The organism is Pseudomonas sp. LBUM1653 (assembly GCF_059716115.1).
This window is the reverse complement of the sequence record NZ_CP166803.1, coordinates 2,587,950-2,609,356: the sequence shown is the minus strand read 5'-3', so window position 1 is coordinate 2,609,356 and position 21,407 is coordinate 2,587,950. Positions and strand designations below refer to the sequence as shown.

The window sequence follows — 21,407 nt, the reverse complement described above, 5'->3', positions numbered from 1 at the left end:
CCTCGAGGCTGGTCTAACCATAACGATAAAAAACGGAGACGCCATGCCTCGTTTCACTTTGAGCCCCCGCGGCCTGTTGGCCTGCCTGATCACCGCGTGCCTCGCGCAATCGGTGAGCGCCGCCGATGCACCTGTCGCAGCCAGCGCGCAGACCGCGGCCAGCAACAGCGCCGTGTTGCAACAACTGCCCTTCAGCGATCGCACCGATTTCGAGTCGGTCAGCCGGGGCTTGATCGCGCCGTTCAAGGGCCAGGTCAAGGACGCGTCCGGCAAGGTCATCTGGGACGTCCAGGCCTATGACTTCCTGCTCAAGGATCAGGCCCCCGACTCGGTCAACCCGAGCCTCTGGCGCCTGGCCCAGCTCAATGCCCATGCCGGGTTGTTCGAAGTCAGCCCGAAAATCTATCAAGTGCGTGGCCTCGATGTGGCCAACATGACGATCATTGAAGGTGAAGACGGGCTGATCATCATCGACCCGCTGACCATGGCCGAAACCGCCAAAGCGGCGCTCGATCTGTATTACCAGAATCGCCCGCGCAAACCGGTGGAGGCCGTGATTTACAGCCACACCCACGTCGACCACTTCGGTGGCGTGCGCGGGGTGATCGACGAGGCCGACGTCAAGGCCGGCAAGGTCAAGGTGTTCGCGCCGTCCGGGTTCATGGAACACGTGATGAGCGAGAACGTGTTCGCCGGCAACGCCATGAGCCGCCGTGCGCAATACCAGTTCGGCAGCCTGCTGCCCCGTGGTGAACAGGGCCAGGTGGATGCCGGCCTGGGCAAGAGCACGCCAAGCGGCGGCACCATCACCCTGATCCCACCCACCGACCTGATCGACAAGGAACTGCAGACCCGCACCATTGCCGGTCTGGAGGTGGAGTTCCAGTTGACCCCGGGCACCGAAGCCCCGGCGGAAATGAACCTCTACCTGCCACAATTGCGTGCCCTGTGCATGGCGGAAAACGCCACGCAAATGATGCACAACATCCTCACCCCGCGCGGTGCGCAAGTGCGAGATGCCAAGGCCTGGGCGCAATACCTGGACAGCAGCCTGGCGCGTTACGGCGACAAGAGCGACGTGCTGTTCGCCCAGCACAACTGGCCGACCTGGGGCGGCGAGCGGATTCGCACGTTCCTTGCCGACCAGCGCGACATGTACGCCTTCCTCAACGACCGCACCCTGCACCTGCTGAACCAGGGCCTGACCCCGCTGGAAGTCGCCGACGCCATCAAGAAACTGCCGGGGGCGCTGGACCAGAAGTGGTACACCCGTGGTTACTACGGCTCCCTGAGTTTCAACGTGCGGGCGGTGTATCAGCGCTACCTGGGTTTCTACGACGGCAACCCGGCCAACCTCAACCCGTTGCCGCCAGTGGAAACCGCCAGGCGCAGTGTCGAGGCGATGGGTGGCAATGCCGCGGTGCTGGAGAAGATGCGCGCCGCGATGGCCAAGGGTGATTACCGCTGGGCCGCGCAACTGGGCAATCAGTTGCTGTTCAGCGATCCGGACAACGGCGACGCCCGCAAGGCGCAGGCCGAGACGCTGGAGCAACTGGGTTATCAAAGCGAAAACGCTACCTGGCGCAACATGTACCTGACCGGAGCGATGGAACTGCGCGATGGCGTGCCGCAACATGCCGGCAGCACGGTGTCGGTGGACATGGTGCGGGCAATGACCCCGGATATGTTCTTCGATTTCCTGGCGATCCGGCTAGACAGTGAAAAAGCCGCTGGCCACGACCTGACGCTGAACTGGACCTTCGAGGATCAAAACCAGGACTTCAACCTGACCCTGCGCAACGGCGTGCTGACGCACCGATCCGGGCTCAATCCGGCGGCGGATGCCAGTGTCACTCTGAGTAAGGCGACGTTGGAACAGATCAGTCTGAAGCAGCTGGATTTCCCGACGGCGATGCAGAAGGGTTTGATCAAGTTACAGGGGAATGGCAAGAAGCTTGGGGAGTTGATGGGCAGCCTCGACACCTTTGGGCCGCAGTTCAATATCGTTACGCCGTAAACATCAAAAGATCGCAGCCTGCGGCAGCTCCTACAGGAAATCGCGTTCCAAAGTAGGAGCTGCCGCAGGCTGCGATCTTTTGCTCTTAAACCTTCTCAACCACCGGCATTTGCCACTGCTGCTCGATCACCTGCCGCTCCGGCCCATACAAACGCAAAACCAGGGTAAATGCCCCACTCGCAGGCGTCGGCAACCAGTTGCTCTGTGCTTGCGGGGCCGAGGCCTGCATCACCAGGGTCAACCCACCGTCCGCATCCACCTGCAAACGATCCCGACTGCTCAAACAGTAACGATCGATCGGATTGGCCACCAACTGCCGGTCCGGCAAGTCATACAGGGTCAACGACCAGAACTCGCTGGCCGGTGGCAGTTGCCCCGGTGCAAAGCGCAGTCGATAACTTCGGCCGCCCTGCAACGGCTGCCCTTGATTGTCCTGCCGCGTGCCGGTGTAGAACGCCTCTTCGAGGCTGTTGCCATAGATGCCGACATGGGCGGCGACCGCTCGGTTGAGATAATTGCCTTGCATCGCCTCGCGGCTGCCAAACAGGCCGAAGGTGGTACGTACCCGCCCCACTGCCGCTTGCAGTTGCGCCTGGGCGTCGTGGATGCCGGCGGTCAATGCCTGGCGGGTTTCCTGCGGTAAAGCGCTGACATCAAAATCTTCACCGGGCACGATGCCGATCCGTGCAAAACGTGCGCGCAAGGCCTGCTCGGATGGTTGCGTCGGGCACAGCGTGAGGATGTGATTCAACACCGCGATAAAGTCCGGTCCCAACCCGGCTTTACTGTCCCACGCTGGCCATGCAATCGCAGGCGCGGCACTGGGCGCGGGACTGCCGGTGTATTCATGCAAGGCGCGCAATCGATACTGCTGCTGCAACGCGCGCACGGCCGGCAGGTCGTCAGCGTATTTCAGACCGGTGCGCCCGAGCAGCATGACGATCTCGGTTTCGCTACGCAGCACCGCCTTGATCCCGGCCGGTGTCGGCCCTTGCCAATCCGGCCCGGCGATCAGGTAATTGCCCGCCTCGCGACCGGTGCTGAGTACGCCGACATAGGCAAAATTATGGGTGTATTGGTCGACCAATTGATGCACGTAGTAGCGGTCGTCAGCGACCGCCGGCACGCTCAACACCTGCGGTTCGCTGCGCAGATCGAGCCAGGCCCAGGAGTATGGGGTATCGTTGTTCGGCGTGACGATTTCGCGGTTGTTCGGCGTGTACAGCTCGCTGTAGTGACGAAAGCGATTGAAGCCGCCAACGTATTCCGGCGCGGCGGGGTTGAGCACCTGTTTTTCCATGGTCTGGTAATGCATGAGCATCGGGTAGGCATAGATCCAGGCCTCCCGGGCAATTGCCCGAAGGTCAGCGGAATCGGCGGCGAGCAATCCGCGTGGCAACATCAGACTGCCTCCCAGCACGCCCATGCAGCCCAACAAACGGCGACGGGTGAAGATCCCGTTCATGGCTCGACCCTCGCGATAGTTGGCAAGCGATAACTGTCATCCAGCGCTCCAGCCTTGGGCAGGTACAAACGCAGCAGCAAGTTGAACGGACCTTCCGGCGTCGGCAGCCAGTTGCCCTGCTGCGCTGCCTCCGGTGCGTGGGTTTGCAAGAGCAGGGTCAATCCGCCGTCAGCGTCGTAGCGCAGATCGGGGCTGCGATCACCCAGCGAGTAACGCTGGATCGGGTTGGCCACGAGCAATTGGGTCTTGCCGTCATACAAGGTCAACGACCAGAAGGCATTCACCGGTGGCAATTGCCCGGCAGGGAAATGCAGACGGTAGCTGTTGCGGCCATCGAGCACCTGCCCCTGAACATCGTGCAAGGCCATCGGGTAAACCGCTTCCAGCGGATCGTTGGCGTAGATATAGCGCCAGGCTACTGCTGCTCGGGTCAGGTCGTCGTCGCCGAATTTTCCGACATTGGTCGGTGAGCGAAACCAGCCTTGCTGCTCCACCGAGACTTGGCTGGAGGCGGCGCGCACCTGCTCACGGCCGGCTTCTGCGCCTTGGGCAATCGCTTCCCTGAGCCCTGTTGGCGGCTCGAACGTTCCACCGGGCGCAATGCCGATGGCGGCAAATCGGGCGAGTTTTTCTTGTTCGCTGGGGTTCCATTGATGCAACGGCGCCAGGGCATTGAAGGTGTCGAACAGTGCCTCGGCCGGACCTTGTCGGGTGTCCTGATAGGCCGGCAGTTGCAGCGCTGGCAGAACCTCGGGAGATGTCCCTAGAATCACTTTGGACAGCGGCTGCAAGGCATAACCCGTCAGCACTTTTGCCGCCTCTTTCTGGTCGGCCTCACCTTTGACTTCCGTGCGCCCGAGCAAAAACACCAGGCGACTCGGCGAGCGAATCAAGCCGCTGAAACCCGCCGGCAGATCGCCCTCCCAGTCCGGCCCGGTGATCAGGTAACGCCCGGCCTGATCACCGGTGGCACGGGTGCCGATGTAGTCGAGGTTGTCGGTGCGCATGTCCACCAGTTGAAAGCTGTAGTAGCGCCCCTGCACCGCCGGCACTTGCAGCACCTGCGGTTCGCCGCGCAGATCGAGCAAGGCGCGGGAATAGAAGGTGTCGTTGTTGGGCGATACCACTTTGTTGTCCTGCGGGCCGAGCAACCGCGGCTCGCTGTAGAGACGGTTGAATGGCAGTTTGGCGGCGATGGCGTTGAGCACCTTGTCGTGCTCGACGGTGGCGAAGGCAAACACATAGGCCTCCTGGGCTAGCGCCTTTGCCTGCGATTGATCGAGGGTTGCAGCATGAACAGAGCCCAGGCTTGCGCCCAGGGCCAGTGCGGATATCCAGTGGCGCACGGTAGGTCTCCTTGCAGATAAACATCAGCCCGTGAATGATCGTTCCCACGCTCTGCGTGGGAATGCCTCTTGTGACGCTCTGCGTCACGCTTTGGGACGCGGAGCGTCCCGGGCTGCATTCCCACGCGGAGCGTGGGAACGATCGATTTGCGGTGACTTGCGGTTACTTGGCCCAGCGCCGCAAATCCGACGGCGTGTAGTCGTCGGTCTTGGCGGCGAAGCCGACGCGCATCGGTTCGGTCTCTTCGTTGGCCAGGCCACCGGCGTAATAGCGCCCGGAAATCAGGTCATAGGAGGTTTCCAGCACGTTGTAGGTGAAGCCGTGGTCGTACTGCTGGATCGCGTGCAGCTCACCGCTGCGCCACAGTTCCCCGCGGCTGTCGTACTGGTCCGACTGGGCGATCTGCCAACTGTCCTCGTCCACGTAGAACCGACGCTTGGCGTAGATGTGCCGGGCGCCCGGCTTGAGCGTGGCCTCGACCACCCACACCCGATGCTTCTCGTAGCGCGCCAGGTCCTGGTTGACATGGTTGGGCTTGATCACATCATCGTACTTGATGTCACGGCTGCCGATCTTGTAGCTGTTGTAGGGGATGAACAGCTCTTGCTTGCCCACCAGTTTCCAGTCGAAGCGGTCCGGTGCGCCGTTGTAGCCGTCGATGTTGTCGGCGGTGATCAGGCCGTTGCTGTAGCGGGCGCTGTTGTCGTAGGCAATCATCGGCGCGCGGCGCACGCGGCGTTGACCCGGCAGGTACTGCCACGCCGAACGCGGCTCTGCTACCTGGTCGATCGGCTCATGCACCAGCACCGCTTCACCGGATAAACGCGCCGGTTCCAGCACCCGGCTCTTGAACATGAACAACACATTCGAGCCCGCCTCCAGACCGCCCACGGTGTCGGCGAAGTTGATCAGCGACTGGTTGCGCACGTAGCTGGTGGCACCGTTTTCACGCACCAGTGCGGCGCTGCTGATCCGTTCGTAGCTGCCGCCACGATAGCGGGTCATGTGGTTCCACATCACCTCCAGCCCTTCGGTGGGCAGCGGGAACGGGATGCCCCGCGCATAGTCGTGCAACCCGTTGCCACCATCGGCCATGCTGGTCTTGGCGACGTTATCACGGCTCGCCGCCAGCACATCCTTGGGCAGGTTGGCGCTGCGGTGCGTCGGGTAGATGTTCATTTTGTAGCTGTCGGGAAAGCGCTTGAACAAGGCGATTTGCCCGGGGCTGAGGAATTTCTCGTACTGCGCCAGGTTCTTCGCAGTGACCGTGAACAACGGCTTTTCGGCGGCGTACGGATCGCTATAGCCGCCCTTGCTGTCGACCGTCCCGGCGTTGCTCGCCAGGCCGCCGCTCCAGGCCGGAATGCTGCCGTCGGCATTGGCCACCATTTCCGAGCCCATGGGTGTCAGGGTTTTGCCCAGGGCGGCCGAATCGGTGCCTTTGGCCTGGGCCAGGCCGACGGTGCAGGCCAGGGCCAGCACGCACAATTGCATACGCATAACGGTTCTCCTTAGAAGTCTGCCTTGAAGCTGACGGATGCGAAGTCGCGGTCGTCGAGGGTGCTGTAGTCGTTGGAACCGAAGAAGGCGTTGTAGGCCAGTTCCACGCTGTAATCGTTCATGTAGACGCCGGTCAGGCTCAGGCCCAGGGCCTGCTGGCCTTCCTGGAACGGCCCTTGCGGATCGTAGGAATAACCCTCGACGTCATGCCGCCAGTTGAGCGCCGGAATCAGGTTGATGCCCGGCAGCACGTCGCTGTATTCCAGGCTCGCGCGCAGGCGATAACCCCACGACCAGTCGGTGGCAAAACCCTTGTCGGTGCAGTACTGGTTGGTCACACCCGAGGCAACGGTGTTGCACGGCGTGCCGTTGCGCGTCGAGCTGCGGCCGAACGCGGCGTTGCGGCCCAGACGCTCATCGCCGATATCTTCGATGTGCACGACACCGGCCTCGCCGAACAGGCTCAGGCGCGTGGCACCCAGCACGTTGTCGATGGCTTGAGTTGCCGAAGCGGTCATCTGCCAGACCCCCTTGCGCTCCCATGCGTCAAAACGATCGCCACGGTTGATGTTGAACCCGACTGGCAACTCCACCCAGGAACTGCCCGCCGCACCGGAAATCACCGCGACGTTGACGTCCGGCGCGTTGATCGCCAACGGCATGTTCGGCCGGTAGCTCAACTCGCCTGCCAGGGAAATCCCGCTGATGGGTTCAACGCCGTTGAGGCTGATGCCGTACAGGCGAATATCTTCCGGAAACGCCGCCGCATAACTCGGCGCCTGAATGCCGCCGGGGAACGTGCCGCGCAGGCTGGTGTTCTTCGCATCGAGGGTGAAATACGGCAGCCGTGAGTGGTAGTTGATGAAGTAGATCGCTGCTTCCGCATCGTTCAGCGCCGGGATCATCTGACGCAGGGCAAAACCGAACTGGCCGTTGTCGGACGGTGATTCGTTGCCCCGGGACGTGGCGTACAAACCGGTGGCCTGCATCTGCTGATCGGTCAGTGTCTGGCTCAGGTACAACGGCCCGCAGCCCTTCTGGATAGCATCGCTGCTGGCGAAAAACGTGCCGCAACCGTCGAGCACGCTGGGGCGCCAGTTGTATTGGTAGAAGCCTTCGAGGTTGGTGGTATCGGTCAGGCCGAAACTGAAGGAGACCATTTCCACCGGCAACTGGCCTTCCTTGATTTCCACCCCGGGGCGGTTGAAGGCCGAGATGTCCAGCGGGTTGATCACGTTGATGCCGTTCTGGATCAGCAGCGACTCACCCCAGGACAACACCTGGTTGCCGACCTTCACGCTCAACGGATGCTCGGCCACCTGGAAGTCTTTCCAGACATAGGCATCGAGCGTCTCGAAGCCCTTGAACTTCGACAGGTCGTCCCAACCCGAATCGTCAAAATCCTTGAACCGTGCCTGACGGGTTTCGTAGGCGTGGTCGTACCAGTATTTGAAGCGCAGGAATGCGCCCTGGCCCTGGCCATCGAGACTGAAATCGGTGAGGCCCTTGAAGACCTGCGAGATGGGGTCGCCCCTCTCGAAGTTCAGCCGGTTATCGTCGGCGCTGACGCTGCTGCCGTTGGCCTGCACACCCTGCGCCTGCAAGGCGTTGGCGCGGGTCATGAGGCTTTTGTCGGGGTTTTGCGTCGACCAGCTGCTGCCCAGGCTCAAGGCGGTCTTGGTCGACAGGCTCCAGTCTTCGTTAATGTCGAACGTGGTAGCGGATACAGGCCCCGCCAGTGCCGCGAGGATCGCCAGCGCAAGGGGTTGCGGGCGGGGGTGGCCAAGCCGGTTCAGTCGTTGGCGGACTGTGGCTGTGGCCGAGCGTTTTCTTATCATTATTAGGCTCCGGTCAGGATTACTCAGCCTGATCACGGTGCCTGAGCCTTATCGTCTACACGCAAGCGATGACTGACAAAAAGCAATCATCGGGTACCCGATCTACTGTGTGAGCTGGCTTGCCAGCGAAGACGGCCTGACAGCCCACACATCTCTTGCGGCTGTACCCGATCTACTGTGGGAGCGAGCTTGCTCGCGATGGCGGCCTGACAGCCGACCTAGACTTTGTTGACGGAGTACATATCCGTTCCTGCGGTAACGGCCACTTAGGGTTTCGCTCTTACAGCGAGTCACTTGGAAGAGCCCCAAGTAACCAAGGGCTCTTGCCCCTGACGTTCGGTGCCTCGCTGTGGCTCGGCATGCCCTCGCTCCGGTCCTGCTCCGTGGGCCCGCCGCGATGGGCCATCCTTGGCCCAGCGCGGCTAAACCGGCATCCATGCCGGTTTACCCACTGCGCAGAACCTCCACTCGGCCTCTCGATGTGGCAAGAAAATCAAAAGCCAAATCAACAGCCAAAGCGAGGCGGCCTTAAAGCCGACCTGATTTCGCGGTTGTACTCATTCCCCTGTAGGAGCGAGCCTGCTCGCATGGACTCCCAGGCAACGCGTTCATCCAGACAGGGCGCGTTATCGTTGACGTCCATCGCCAGCAGGCTGGCTCCCACAGGGGATTGGGGGTAACTGCAAAGATCAGGTCGGCTTTAAGGCCGCCTCGCTTTGGCTTTGGATTTGGGTGCCCCGTTAACCACGCTGGCCGAACGCAGGCATTGCGCAGTGGGGAAACCGGCAGGACGCCGGTTTAGCCGCGCTGGGCCAGGGACGGCCCATCGCGGCGACCCACGGAGCAATGCCGGAGTGAGGGCATGCCGAGCCACAGCGAGGCACCGAGTGGTGGGGCAAAGCCTTTTGGTTCCTTTTTGGCGTTTGAAAAAGGGACTCGCCGTAAGGGCGAAACCATAAGTGGCCGTTACCGCAGCAATGGATATGTACTCAGAAAACAATCTCCCACAAGCTTCGACGCGGCATGGATCAACGTTGGTAGAGGCTCCGATGAAGGTCGTCACAGGTTGACGGACAGGCTCACGGTGTGAGGGGGCAAGAAAATCAAAAGCCAGAGCAAGATCAAAAGCCAGAGCCAGAGCCAGAGCCAGAGCGAGGCGGCCTACCGCATGGCCTGACTTTTCGCAGGCATGTGGTCCAGCCCCTACAACCCCAACCGAAACTGCTTGGGCGTAATCCCGAATTGCTTGCGAAACGCCCGAATGAAATTACTCGGCTGCCGATAGCCAAGGCGTTCGGCAATCCGCTCTATGGGTTGATCCCCCGCCGTCAGCCAATGCCGCGCCAGTTCCAGGCTGTCGCTGCGAACATGTTGCGCCGCTTCAGTCTGCCAATGCCGCAACATGCTCTGATGCAGAAACGGATTGGCGCCCAGCAGGGGTTCATCGAGACTGGCCAGTGGCATGCCAAGGCTCGGATGCGGTCCCTGTGATACTTCGATGCCGACACTGCGCAACCATTCGCCAGCCGCCTGTTCCGGCGTCAAGGTCACGCCAACAAACACCGCTCCTGGTGCCCGTCCAAGTCGCCGGGCGATGTTGCGCACCAGGGTCAAGGTGGCCGCGTCCAACCCGAAAAAATGCGGCAACTGGTGAGCGCCGCGCAAGTGCAAGCGGGCCTGCCCGTCGACCTCCTCCAGTTGCGCCTGCACGTAGTTGGTCACACGGGGCAGGAACTCGGTGAAACACGCGAGGCTGGCGCGCAGGGTCGCGGCGGAATCCAGCAGAATGTTCAAGCCTTGCAGGCTGGTGGTTGCCATGCCATTGACCAGCTCGCAGCCAAAGGTGGCCCCGGCGCCCAGGCGCTCGCATTCTTGCCACAGCTGTTCGACCAGGTGCGCGGGGACTCGCAAGCCTTGCCCCTCCAGCAGCGATAGACAAATCCCGGTCCGTTGCAGCAGCTGTTCCTGGCACAGGCCGGAACGTCGGGCATGGCTGAGAATCGTGCGGGTGAATGCACTGGAGGCGAAGGTTTGACTGGTCATGGCGCACTGCAACAAGGAGACAGGCGTGTACTTATGCCAGCCTCTGTGATATCGATCCAATGCATTAAAAGTATCCGCTGAATGCAGGAGACGCATGATGGATCTTCGACAGCTTCGCCACCTCGTCGCACTGGCCGATTACCGCAATTTTGGTCGCGCCGCTGAAGCGATCAATCTCAGCCAGCCGGCTTTCAGCCGCAGCATCCAGACCCTGGAACGGGACCTCGATTGCGTGCTGGTGGAACGCAGCAGTCGCGAATTTCGCCTGACTGGCCAGGGCGAACTGGTGCTGCAACACGCTCGGCGTCTGCTCGCCGGTAGCCAGGCGTTGCACAACGAACTGACCCAATACAACGGCCTGACCGGCGGCGAACTGCTATTTGGCAGTGGGCCTTACCCGGCGCAGCTTCTGGTGCCCGAAGCCCTGGCACAATTCATCCAGGCGCACCCGGCGATCCGCACCCGTTTCCACCTCGGTGACTGGGAGCAATTGGCACTGTGGCTGCGCGAGCAGCAGATCGAGTTCCTGGTCGCCGATTCGCGGTACTTCACCGGTGATCCGCAATACCAGGTACAGCTGCTGCGACCACGGCGCGGTCGGTTCTTTTGTCGCGTCGATCACCCCTTGGCCAACCGCCAGAATCTGTCCCTGCGTGCCCTGCTCGACTATGCCGTGGTCGGTACGCGCATCCCACCGATGATCCGCAAGATCCTCGCCGATGTGCAGGGCGAACCCGACTTCAATCCCAGCGTCGAATGCGCACAATTCGACGCCATCTGCCGCGTGGTCAGACGCTCCGACGCCGTGGGCATCGCCACCATGGAAGCCCTGGCCGAACAGGTCGACCAGGGGCTGATACGGCTGCTGGACTTTGTCGATGTGCCCAGCGACGACCCCGGTTTGCTCCTGCATTACGGCATTGTGAGTCGCGTCGGCTATTCCCTGACGCCGGCGGCGCTGGCGATGGTCGATGCGATTATGCAGGTCGACGAGCGTTTGCTGGCGCGGTCAATGTAGGAGCTGCCGAAGGCTCGGGCCGCGTTCGGACGATCTTTTGATCTTCGCTCTTAAAATCAAGATCAAAAGATCGCAGCCTCCGGCAGCTCCTACGACGCGCGGCGTGCCACCGATTGCAACGCCCGCGGCTCACCCAGGGCCCGCAGCAGGCAATGCACCGCCTCCTCGCGGCTGCGTTCGAAGCGATAGCGCGACTCGATGTACAACGCCAGTTTCAGCTCCACCGGTTCCTCCAACGGCAACGGCACTTGCTGCAAGCCCAATGCACTGGCAACCCGACTCGGCAGACTCATGCCGAACGGCTGGCGATCGGCAATCAAGCGCGCTGCCAGGGTACTTTGCGTACTCATCGACAGGGTCCGGCGCAGGCCTTTCAAGCCCAGCTGCAGGTCCACCGGGCTGAGGCCGTCGCGGCGACTGGAAATCTGGATCTGCGGTTGCTGCAGATAGGCCTCGAGCGTGCGCGGCGGGTCCTTGAGGGCAGCGCCAAAGGCGAACACATAATGATCGGCAGGCAACACTTGCTTGTGCAGGCCAGCCAGCCCGGCCAGCGGTTGGTCGAGGTCGATCAGGATGTCGAGTTTGCCGCTCGCCAGTTCCTGCAGGGCATCGCGCCGTCGCGGCTGGAAGTAACGCACTTGCCAATCGGCATGGGGCGATTCGAGCAGTGCATCGAGCAGCACCGGTTGCAGGCAATCGAGGCAGCTGATGCGCAGCAGCGGATTGTTTTGCCGTGCGGCGGGGATCATGCGCAAGCCCTCGCGCAAGGACTCCAGGGCGGCGCGCACGAAGTCGGCCAGGCGGTGCGCGACCAGCGTCGGTGTCACGCCCAGGCGACTCTTGATGAACAGCGGATCGCCACACAACTCACGCAGGCGGCGCAGTGCATTGCTCATGGCCGGTTGCGACAGGCACATCACCTCGGCGGCACGGGTGACACTGCGCTGCTGGTAGATCGCATCGAAGGCGAGCAGCAGGTTCAGGTCGAGCTGGCGTAAATCAAGCATGGTCTTGCTCCGGCAAATCGCTTAACGTCGAGCAGCCTAACCAGTGTCCAGACACAAGCTGTGAGCCCTACATGACAAAAAGCGATCAGCCATTGCTGCCTCAGGCATTGCTTAATGCCTTCTACGCCCCGACCCTACTGCCAGCCATTGAAGAACTGCTGGCGCGCGGCGTTGCCCGGGAGCGTATCGAAGGCCTGTTTCGTCGCAGCCTGTTCGAGTTGCGCACGCCGTTCATGCGGGTCCCGCTGTTCCTGTCGCGGCGCTTCTGGGCGTTTGCACTGGAGCAGACCGGCGACCCGTTGATCGGCCTGGCGGCCGGCCGACGTTTCGTGTCCACCGCCACCAACGGCCTGACTTACCTGTTCGACGTGGCGGCGTCCCTGGACAGCGCCTGCCAATACTTCGTGCGTTTCTTTCCGTTTTTCAACGGGCATTTCCAGGCACAGGTCGTGCGCGACAACGGCGGTGTCGAACTGCGCCTGCTCGATAGCGGCAGCGTCAAGGCCTGTGCGTCGACTGCCGACTACATCCTCATCAGCCTGTGCAGCATGCTGCGGCGAAAATTCCTGGCCAGTGGCCTGGAGCGTGATCCGATCCTCGCGGTCAGCCTGGTCGGCGCCTGTTCAGCCAATCCTCAGGACCACGAGCAAGCGTTGCGGGTACCGGTACACTGGGGGATGGCGCAATATTCGATCCACCTCGATCCACAGCTGTTCGTCACCGCGCTCACGCCCGGCAATCATGAGCTGGAACAGACCCTCGTGGAGTTGCTGGAGCAAACCCGGCGCAACAGTGAGCCGACCCTGCTCGAGCAGGTCAGCGACTACGTGATCGCCGACCTCGTCGGCGCCCATTGGCAGCAGTTCTGCAGCAGCCACCACATGCTTGAACGCACCGCGGCACGGCGCTTGAAGACCCTGGGCTGGAGTTTTTCAGAGTTGCTGGACGAGTACCGCCGCTGCCGCGCCGAAGATCTTTTACGGGAGGCGGACCTGGAACTGGTCGAGATATCCGACCGGTTGGGCTACAGCGACGTGCAGAGCTTCAACCGGGCGTGCTTGAGGTGGCTGGGGTGTGCGCCTGGGGTTTATCGCGGGCGGCTGGGTTGTGTCGCAATTACTGAACATAGCTAGCAAAAGATCAGAAACCCGCTATTAGGTTAGTAACTGCCACTTCATTCACTGCAGATCGTCACAGGTACGCCCCACGATGCGAAATCCACTGCAGCATTCGAGCGTTCGTTATGGTTTTTTACTGGGTGTTATCTCAATGGGGCTGACCGCTTGCAGCAGCGACGAAAACTATATGGCACCGACTAAAGAAATAACTCGACCACCTATCGATGACAGCGAGACTTCGTCTGTGCGAGTCACGACTAGTTGGCTACAACACTCATTTAGCCAAACTGGCTGTCTGGAGCACGCCAGGGCGGCTCTTGCAAAAGCGAGATATTTTGTTGAAGCAGGAGAAAGATCAGTCTATGGGTTGCGCGAAGGTATGACTTTTTCGATTCGCTGCGACTATGAAGGCGTTGCTTTTTTTGCAGTGGCTTATCGCAAAAGGCCAAGTACTCAAACCCAGGATCGGATCTTGAATGAAATCACCCGGCTATTTTAAGAAGCCGAAGCCGGTCTAAAGCAACTCCAAGCCAAACGTCTTGCGAAGCAAAAAGTGACATGGGGCGAAGCTTCTCGACGGCTGAATCCGTCGTCGATTGGCCCTTTCACAATAGCGAAGAACGATGACGCGGTGCCGCAGATGCACCGCGCCAACCCCCGGTTCAACGCTTCACTGCCACCCAGGTAAAACACATCGGCAACTGCGCCTCCTGCGCCTCGTAGCGATCATAGAGTTCCTCGCGGTTGGAATGCGGGTACTCCCTAAAATGGCTGATCTGCAGCCCCGCTTCGATGGCGCCGCTGAAGATCGCACCCAGGGTGTGGACAAACCAGTAGGACGGGGCGGCCTGTTGCTCGACCTTGCCTTCGTAGACGATCGGCTGGTTCTGCACAAAAGGTTCGCTGCGAAAGTACGAGCTGGCCAGGCTGTAGGGATCGGCTGCCTCGGGGTCGAACATTTCCAGGAACGGGTGGGTTTCGTATATCACCAGCGCGCCACCGGGCTTGAGGGTTTGCGCCGTATGGCGAAAGAACTCGCCGATGTCCGGCATCCAGTTCAACACGCCGATGGTCACCAGGGCCACGTCGAAACGCCCATGCAGTGATTGTGGCAGGTGGTGAATGTCGGCCTCGATGAACTCAGGCCCATGGGGCGAGCGTGACGCCAGCTCCCGCGCCTGTTCGAGAAACGCGGCGGACTGGTCGACCCCCACGACATGACGGGCCCCCAGGGCGAACAGCGACAGGCTTTCGCGGCCGTTGTTGCAGCCCAGTTGCAGCACGTCCTTGCCGTCGATACCGACCTGGTTCAGTACCCCGGTCAGGGTTTCATCCAGGCAGGAAAAATCCGCGCGTTCCACAGCGCGCCAGAGCGCCTGCCATTCAGAGCTGTCCTTGTGGTGACGGGCGGAATCATTCCAGGCATCGCGGTTGCTGGTGATGGCTTGTTGTTTTGACGGCATTTCCATTGCACGCTCCAGAATCGGGTATTGGTTTGACCGGCCCGAGTCTAGTCCATGGCTGGTAACCACCCCATTGGAGCATTGTTGTAATTCTGTAATCCGCGCCTCGCCAACGCTCGCCCACGGGAACGCTATAGTTAATGACCTTGGGGAAATGCGCGAAAACCGATGCCGCAGGTGCTGCCATGAACACAACCGTACCCACGCTTTTGCTTGCCCTCTGCCTGGCTGCCAGCAGCGCACAGGCGGACGACAGTGCGATGCAAACCGAAGAATCAAGCAGTGAATTCAACTACTACGGAGCGGATCAGCCCTTTGCCCATCCGGTTCCTCCGACCATGAGCACGGTGCCACCGGGATCGTACATCCCGACATCGCCCCAGACATTTACCCCGGTTTCGAGCCAGCACGTGTTCTCCGATTCCCGATTGCCAACGGTGGCCGATACCACCGTTCACGTGTTCATTCGCACCTACGACGCCGAACACGGCGTCTATGTGAACCAGGAGGTCCTCGACCCGACGTGCATGCTCGCCTGCCTCAGCGGTCAGAACCCGGCCTTGTAACAAGGCCGCTCGTGCCTCAATGCTGTTCACTTAAGCGTGTGGCCCCACATTGTGGCGAGGGGATTTAGCGAAACGTCGCACCGCCCCGTTCGGCTGCGAAGCAGTCGTAATTCCGAACAACTCGGTCTGTTTGAATGGACGCTGAGGGCCGCTTCGCGACCCAACGGGGCGGTGCGACGTTTCGCTAAATCCCCTCGCCACAAATTTCTTGCTTGCCTGCTGTCTTAAGTGAACAGCATTAAGCTCGTGCCTGCCCTGCAACTGCTCCTCTACCACTGGCGCTTGTCCGGGCGTGCCAGGCCAAGTTTCTCTATCCGGTAGCGCAGCATGTCGCGGCTCAGGCCCAGCAGCCGTGCGGACTTGGTGACGTTCCAGTCGGTCTTGTCGAGCATCTTGCGCACCATGTCGCGCTCCACTTCCGGCAGGTTCATCGACTCGCTGCCGTTATAGGACGCACGCGGTTCGCTCGGCGGCAGCTCGTGGGTAAACATCGCCGGCTCGTCCACCAGGCTCAGGCAGACGTTCAACTGGTGCGCGGCAATGGTGTCGTGTTGCGCCAGCAAGACTGTCTGCTCGAGCATGTTGCGCAGTTCGCGCACATTGCCCGGCCAGGTGTAGTTGAGCAGCAGGTCGTCGGCCTGCTCGCTGAACCGCAGGTGCGGCTTGCCGTAGCGTTTGCCATGGGTCGCCAGGAAGTGCCGGGCCAGCAGCAGGATGTCCTCGCCCCGGGCATACAGGCGCGGCACCTTGATCGAAATGATGCGCAGGCGGAAAAACAGGTCGCGGCGGAACTTGCCCTGCTGGACCATTTGCTCGAGATTGCAATTGGTGGCGCTGATCACCCGCAGGTCGACCTTGCGCTCTTTCACCGAACCGACCCGGCGAATGGTCCGGTCCTCCAGCAGTTTCAGCAGCTTGGCCTGCAGCAGCAGGTCCATTTCGCCGATTTCATCGAGAAACAGTGTGCCGCCGTCGGCCGCTTCCACCAGCCCCAGGCGACGGTCCTTGGCATCGGTGAAGGCGCCCTTCTCGTGCCCGAACAGCTCCGATTCCACCAGGTTGGAAGGAATCGAGGCGCAGTTGAACTCGATGAACGGCCCTTTGCTGCGCGGACCGTCGAAATGCAGCGCCCGCGCCACCAGTTCCTTGCCGGTGCCGGTCTCGCCTTCCACCAGCACCGGCGGCAAGTCGGTGTTGGCCATGCGCCGCTCAGCGTCGAGCAACTGCGCGATGGTGCCCTTGAGGTAGACCATCGGTGCCGATTCGCCGATCAATGCCTGCACCCCGGATTTCTGCGCTTCGCGCTCCTGATAGAACGACAGTGTGCGCTCCAACCGGTCGGTGGCCAGGGCCTTGTCCAGCAACAGCTTGAGCTCCGGCAAGGCCACCGGTTTGGTCACGTAGTGGAACGCGCCCTCTTTCATCGCCACCACGGCGTCTTCGACGTTGCCGTAGCCGGTCATCATGATCACTTTCAGATCCGGCGCGCTGATGCGCAGCTTCTGGATCAGGTCGTGACCACTCATGCCCGGCAACGAGTTGTCGGTCAGCACGACATCCGGAACGAAGGTACTCAACTGCGACAGTGCGTCTTCGGCCGAGTGGCAGACGGTCACTTCGAAGTCCTTGCGCTCCAGGTAGGTCTGGATATTTTCGGCGAGCAGCTCATCATCCTCGACCAGCAATATGCTGTGCTCCATATTCCCCTCCCGTTGCCACTTTGAAATTGAGACACACGCGGGTTCCTTCCTGCTCTTGGCTGGTCAGTTCGACCGAGCCTTCGAATCGCTCCATTATTCTTTTGACCAGGGCCAGGCCCACGCCCAACCCCCCCTGTTTGGTGGTGAAGAACGGCTTGAAGACCATTTGCTGTTGCTGCTTGGTCATGCCCTTGCCGGTGTCGTTGAGAATCATGCACACCTGGCCGGGTGCCGGTGTTTCAATGTCGATAGTCAGTACGCCGCCCTTGGGCATGGCTTCCAGGGCATTGGCGAACAGACTATTGAGTATCTGCGTGAGCAACACTTGTTGGCTGACGACCGGTGGAATTGTCCTGGGCGTGAAGCGCACCTCGACGTTCGAACGCTGAATCTGTGGGGCGAAGGCGCTCAAGGTGTCGTCGATGGCCAGCACCAGGTCGACGGGTTCAAAGTCGTCGTTGACCGGCCGCAAGGACACCAGCAACTCACGGACCCAACGCGACATGCGATCGACCTGACTGATGATGTCGCCGATGTTCTTCTGCGCGGTCTGGCTGGCGATGTCCTGCGCCGTTTCGGCGCTGGAACGAATATTCGCCAGCGGATTGCGCAGGCTGTGAGCGACGGCCGAGGACATTTCCCCCAGGGCGACGAAGGTTTCGTTGGCGACCAGTTGTTTCTGCTGGCTTTGCAACAGCAAGGCCGCACGCCGCACGATCCAGAACAATCCCAGATAGATGACCGCACCGCCGAGCAGGGTGGCCAGCCAGATCGCCTTGAACCCGCGCTGGATGCGCGCTATCAAATCCGCCGGTTCCTTGTAGATCTCGACCATGGCAATCACTTTGCTTTTATCGGCGTTGAACATCGGAATGTAGTTTTCGACGAACAGGTATTGGGGTTCATGCAGCAAGCGTTGCTCGGGGCGCTCCTCGTCGATCTCGTGGTAGCTGGTGGACACCGATTCCTTCATTTCGAAGGACTCGTCCAGTTCCTCGTCATTGTCGATGCGCACACCGATCAGCTCGGGGTTGGTCGACCAGACCACGGTGCGGTCCAGGGCGTACACCGTGGCCAGCAGAATGTCTGGCAAGTGTTCGACATGATCGAGAAACTCGATACGGGAAGCGGCACGGGCGCCCGGGTCTACGTCGGGATAGGCAGCGTCAGCGCGTGGGTCAAGCATTTCGCCCATGGTTCGGTTCGGCGAAATCGCGGCGTGGCGAATCTCGGCCGCGCCCATGGCTTGCACGAATTGCGCGGTCAACATGGAGTCGCGCTCGATGCTCTCCTCGACCACGAAACGCGTGGAAATGTAGCCCAGCCCCAATGCCACGGCGGCAATGATGAAAAAGCTCGCCACGGAAAACCAGCGCACCAGATTGAACGGCGTCCGCCAATCCTTGGCCTCTGCGGCCGGCGTATCCGGCGCAGGTCCTTGTGGTGTTTCCAGTATCTGCATGGGACGTCCTGGTTGCTGATACAGCGTTTTTCAGCGCATTCCCGATCAGTGTAGGTGGCATTGACCGTCACTGACTGCCCAATAAATCTATTTCGCCACTATTGCACCTGCGCCTTGTCTGGCGCCGCGATCGTGTGATGTTGTTGCGGTTCTTCAGCGCCGAGGGTCAGGGGCGCGGGCAATGGCTGCTGGCGGTCGGTTTCTTCCTGCAGGAACGCGATGATCGACTGCGCCGAGCGCTCATCCAGGCGCAGGTTGGGCATCGGGATCTTGTCGTAGCGCTCGAACAACGCGATGGCAATCGGGTCTTTCTCGGCCAGCATGCGATCGGGCTCGCGGATCCAGCGGCTCAGCCAGGCCGGATCGCGCTGGCGGGTTACGCCGACCAGGTCCGGACCGATGCTGCGCATGCCGATACCCTGCCCGTCCATCGGACCGAGGCTGTGGCACGACGCACAACGGGTGCGGAACAATTCTTCGCCGTTGCTCGGCGGGCGGATTTCTGGAGCATTGGCGTAGCTTTCGCCAATGCTCGGTTGTTTCCAGTTATGCAAGGTATTGGCCAGTTGATCGGCCAGGATCCACGGGTTCTCGAAGGGTGAGGCTTTCATCCAGCGACCGGTTTGCTGGTTACCGACGATCAGGCTCAGGTTGTGGTCCTTGCTGCGGCCGTTGTCGACACCTTCGATGAACAACCCGAGTTTTTGCCGCAACTCGGTGACGTCGGCGAACTCCCCGGTGAGGAACTTCCAGCCCGGCCCGACCTGGAAGCGTTGCGCATAGGCCTTGAGCACTTCGGGCGTATCGCTCAGGGGGTCGATGCTGATGGAGTAGAAGAAGATGTCCTTGCCAACCCGATCGCCGAGCAGTTTCTGCACCTGACGCAGGCGGGCGGTTTCCAGCGGGCAGGAGTCGCTGCACGAAGTGAAGATGAAATTGATCACCACCACCTTGCCCTTGATCAGGTCATCGAAAAAATGCACCTGCCGACCGTCCTGGTCGGTCAGCAGCGTGTTGGGGAAATAGTCGCCACCCCAAGGGGAGTCGGAGACAGGAGCGGGTGTCGACGGGGACGGATTGGCGACCAGCAGCTGGCTGGCCAGCAAGCCAGCCACCAATATCAGCACCAAGTGCATGCCCAGGGCTTGCGAGCGTACGGTATCCATCACCAGCCGCCTCGTATGTGTGAAGGGGGTGATGGGGGTTTTGCAAGGAGCAGGCCAAACTTGTAACTGTTTTATACAAAACATTTACACGCTACAAAACAATGGCTTATCAACATCAATGTGCCATAATTGGGGAAAGCGACTGGGGAATGGCACCCGCTACCGGGGAAAGTTCACACCCATTTTCAGGGGACCCGTTTGAACGACAGGCTGACGCGGGTCCCCTCGCCCTCGCGGCTTTCAAGGGCCACCGCCCCGCCAAAGCGCTCCATGATGCGCTTGACCAGCACCAGCCCGACCCCGAGCCCGCCCCGCTTGGTGGTGAAAAACGGCCGGAAGGCCATGAGACGCTGCTCCTCGGTCATGCCTTTGCCGGTATCGCTGACCACAACGCGAACACGTTGCGCATCGATGGGCGCCATGGTGATGGCCAAGGTACCGCCTTCGTCCATAGCCTCCAGCGCATTGGCCAGCAGACTGTTGAGGATCTGCGTCAGCTGCACCTGCTGGCTCAGCACCATCGGCGTCCCTATGGGTTCGAACAGCACATTGACCCGGCCCTTGACGATCTGCTGCTCGAAAGCCATGAGGCTGTCGTGCAGCGCCGCCACCAGGTTGACCGGTTCGCCGTCGTCATTGAGCGGGCGCAGGGATTGCAGCAGCTCCCGTACCCACTTCGACATGCGATCGACCTGGCCGATGATGTCGTTGATGTTCTTGTGCGCCGGGCCACTGTCGAACTCCAGTGCCAGTTCGGCGCTTGAGCGAATGGTCGCCAAGGGGTTGCGCAGGCTGTGGGCAACGGCCGACGACATCTCGCCCAGGGCCACAAAGGTTTCGTTGGTGATCAGTTGCTTCTGTTGCGTCGCCAGCAGGGTCGCCGCCCGCCGCACGATCCAGTACAGCCCCAGGTAAATCAGGCCGCCGCCCAGGGCCGTGGCCATCCATATCAGCACCAGGCCGCGTTCCATCCGGCTGATCAGGTCCTTGGGTTCCTTGTAGATCTCGACCATCGCCGTCACGTTCTTGCCTTCGGCATCGAACAGCGGAATGTAGTTTTCGATGAAAATGTATTCCGGCGGCGTGATGAACTTCTGTTCCATGCGGGCGTGATCGACATCGTGATAACTGGCGGATACAGGCATCTTCGAGGCGAAGGCCTGGTCCAGATCTTCGTCGGCGTGAATCGTGGTCCCCATCAGGGCCGGGTTGGTCGACCAGATGATCATGCGGTCGGGGGCATAGATGTTGGCCAGGATCACATCCGGCAAATGTTCAACGTGGTCGAGGAACTCGCCCCGGGCATTGGCGCGGGCCAGCGGGTCGACGTCGGGAAAGTCCCGGTCCTTGCGCGGGTCGAGCAACTCGCCCATGGTCCGCACATTGGGAATCGACACATGGCGAACCTCGGCCGAGGCTATCGCCTGGATGAATTGCGACGTCAGCAGGGCATCGCGCTCCACGCTTTCAGTAATCACGAACTTGGTCGACACCGAGCCTAACGCCACCGCCACGGTGCCGATCACCGCCATGCTGATGAGCGAAAACCAGCGCAGCAGATTGAACTCCTGTTTGTGCGCACTCAAGCGAATGTCGACCTGGTCGGACGCCAGTGTCTTTGCAAGCGTGGTCATGGACGTTGTTCCCGCGAAACCCCTATAGGTTTATAGCGCACTACTCGCAGTTTGCCCGACCTT

At 61.0% G+C, this 21,407-nt stretch carries 16 protein-coding genes; 5 read left to right on the top strand and 11 right to left on the bottom strand.

The features are described 5' to 3' along the window. The first annotated feature begins 43 nt into the window (after positions 1–43). Positions 44–2,017: an alkyl/aryl-sulfatase gene (locus ACA054_RS11940; RefSeq protein ID WP_497689554.1), complete on the top strand. Its 1,974-nt coding sequence runs from the start codon at positions 44–46 to the stop codon at positions 2,015–2,017. An 85-nt stretch (positions 2,018–2,102) separates the two neighbouring features. Here the strand turns inward: ACA054_RS11940 and ACA054_RS11935 are convergent, their stop codons facing one another. The 5 genes from ACA054_RS11935 to ACA054_RS11915 all read right to left on the bottom strand — a co-directional run bounded on the left by ACA054_RS11935 (position 2,103) and on the right by ACA054_RS11915 (position 10,210). After that, a complete protein-coding gene (locus ACA054_RS11935) occupies positions 2,103–3,482 on the bottom strand; it encodes a DUF1254 domain-containing protein (protein WP_497689553.1) in 1,380 nt (459 codons plus the stop codon). Next, positions 3,479–4,828 (bottom strand): DUF1254 domain-containing protein, encoded by a 1,350-nt coding sequence (locus ACA054_RS11930; protein WP_497689552.1) that lies wholly within the window; start codon positions 4,826–4,828, stop codon positions 3,479–3,481. Before ACA054_RS11930 ends, ACA054_RS11935 begins: the two co-directional genes overlap by 4 nt. A 163-nt stretch (positions 4,829–4,991) precedes the next feature. Further along, a complete protein-coding gene (locus ACA054_RS11925) occupies positions 4,992–6,329 on the bottom strand; it encodes a DUF1329 domain-containing protein (RefSeq protein WP_497689551.1) in 1,338 nt (445 codons plus the stop codon). Between the two features lie 11 nt (positions 6,330–6,340). After that, complete coding sequence (locus tag ACA054_RS11920) at positions 6,341–8,167, bottom strand: DUF1302 domain-containing protein (protein WP_497689550.1); 1,827 nt, start codon at positions 8,165–8,167, stop codon at positions 6,341–6,343. Between the two features lie 1,203 nt (positions 8,168–9,370). Next, the gene (locus ACA054_RS11915) at positions 9,371–10,210 is read right to left on the bottom strand and encodes an AraC family transcriptional regulator (RefSeq protein WP_497689549.1); all 840 of its coding nucleotides are present in this window, start codon (positions 10,208–10,210) and stop codon (positions 9,371–9,373) included. A 97-nt stretch (positions 10,211–10,307) separates the two neighbouring features. Here ACA054_RS11915 and ACA054_RS11910 point away from each other — a divergent pair, with 97 nt between their 5' ends. Continuing rightward, a complete protein-coding gene (locus ACA054_RS11910; protein ID WP_497689548.1) occupies positions 10,308–11,228 on the top strand; it encodes a LysR family transcriptional regulator in 921 nt (306 codons plus the stop codon). An 89-nt stretch (positions 11,229–11,317) separates the two neighbouring features. Here ACA054_RS11910 and ACA054_RS11905 read toward each other — a convergent pair whose 3' ends face one another. Beyond that, on the bottom strand, positions 11,318–12,235 hold the full coding sequence (locus ACA054_RS11905) for a LysR family transcriptional regulator (protein ID WP_497689547.1): 918 nt from the start codon (positions 12,233–12,235) through the stop codon (positions 11,318–11,320). 71 nt (positions 12,236–12,306) lie between these two features. Here ACA054_RS11905 and ACA054_RS11900 point away from each other — a divergent pair, with 71 nt between their 5' ends. Further along, positions 12,307–13,368, top strand: coding sequence for a helix-turn-helix domain-containing protein (locus tag ACA054_RS11900; protein ID WP_497689546.1), 1,062 nt, complete (start codon positions 12,307–12,309; stop codon positions 13,366–13,368). A gap of 76 nt (positions 13,369–13,444) precedes the next feature. Continuing rightward, entirely contained in the window at positions 13,445–13,852 is a 408-nt protein-coding gene (locus ACA054_RS11895; RefSeq protein ID WP_497689545.1) for a hypothetical protein, read from the top strand. A 163-nt stretch (positions 13,853–14,015) separates the two neighbouring features. Here ACA054_RS11895 and ACA054_RS11890 read toward each other — a convergent pair whose 3' ends face one another. After that, complete coding sequence (locus ACA054_RS11890) at positions 14,016–14,822, bottom strand: class I SAM-dependent methyltransferase (RefSeq protein WP_497689544.1); 807 nt, start codon at positions 14,820–14,822, stop codon at positions 14,016–14,018. A 179-nt stretch (positions 14,823–15,001) separates the two neighbouring features. Here ACA054_RS11890 and ACA054_RS11885 point away from each other — a divergent pair, with 179 nt between their 5' ends. After that, complete coding sequence (locus ACA054_RS11885) at positions 15,002–15,382, top strand: hypothetical protein (RefSeq protein ID WP_497689543.1); 381 nt, start codon at positions 15,002–15,004, stop codon at positions 15,380–15,382. Between the two features lie 269 nt (positions 15,383–15,651). Here ACA054_RS11885 and ACA054_RS11880 read toward each other — a convergent pair whose 3' ends face one another. The 4 genes from ACA054_RS11880 to ACA054_RS11865 all read right to left on the bottom strand — a co-directional run bounded on the left by ACA054_RS11880 (position 15,652) and on the right by ACA054_RS11865 (position 21,344). Continuing rightward, complete coding sequence (locus ACA054_RS11880; RefSeq protein ID WP_497689542.1) at positions 15,652–17,082, bottom strand: sigma-54-dependent transcriptional regulator; 1,431 nt, start codon at positions 17,080–17,082, stop codon at positions 15,652–15,654. Further along, the gene (locus tag ACA054_RS11875) at positions 17,051–18,544 is read right to left on the bottom strand and encodes a sensor histidine kinase (RefSeq protein WP_497689541.1); all 1,494 of its coding nucleotides are present in this window, start codon (positions 18,542–18,544) and stop codon (positions 17,051–17,053) included. Before ACA054_RS11875 ends, ACA054_RS11880 begins: the two co-directional genes overlap by 32 nt. 98 nt (positions 18,545–18,642) lie before the next feature. After that, positions 18,643–19,710, bottom strand: coding sequence for an SCO family protein (locus ACA054_RS11870; protein ID WP_497689540.1), 1,068 nt, complete (start codon positions 19,708–19,710; stop codon positions 18,643–18,645). Positions 19,711–19,895: 185 nt separating this feature from the next. After that, a complete protein-coding gene (locus ACA054_RS11865) occupies positions 19,896–21,344 on the bottom strand; it encodes a sensor histidine kinase (RefSeq protein ID WP_497689539.1) in 1,449 nt (482 codons plus the stop codon). Positions 21,345–21,407: the final 63 nt, after the last annotated feature.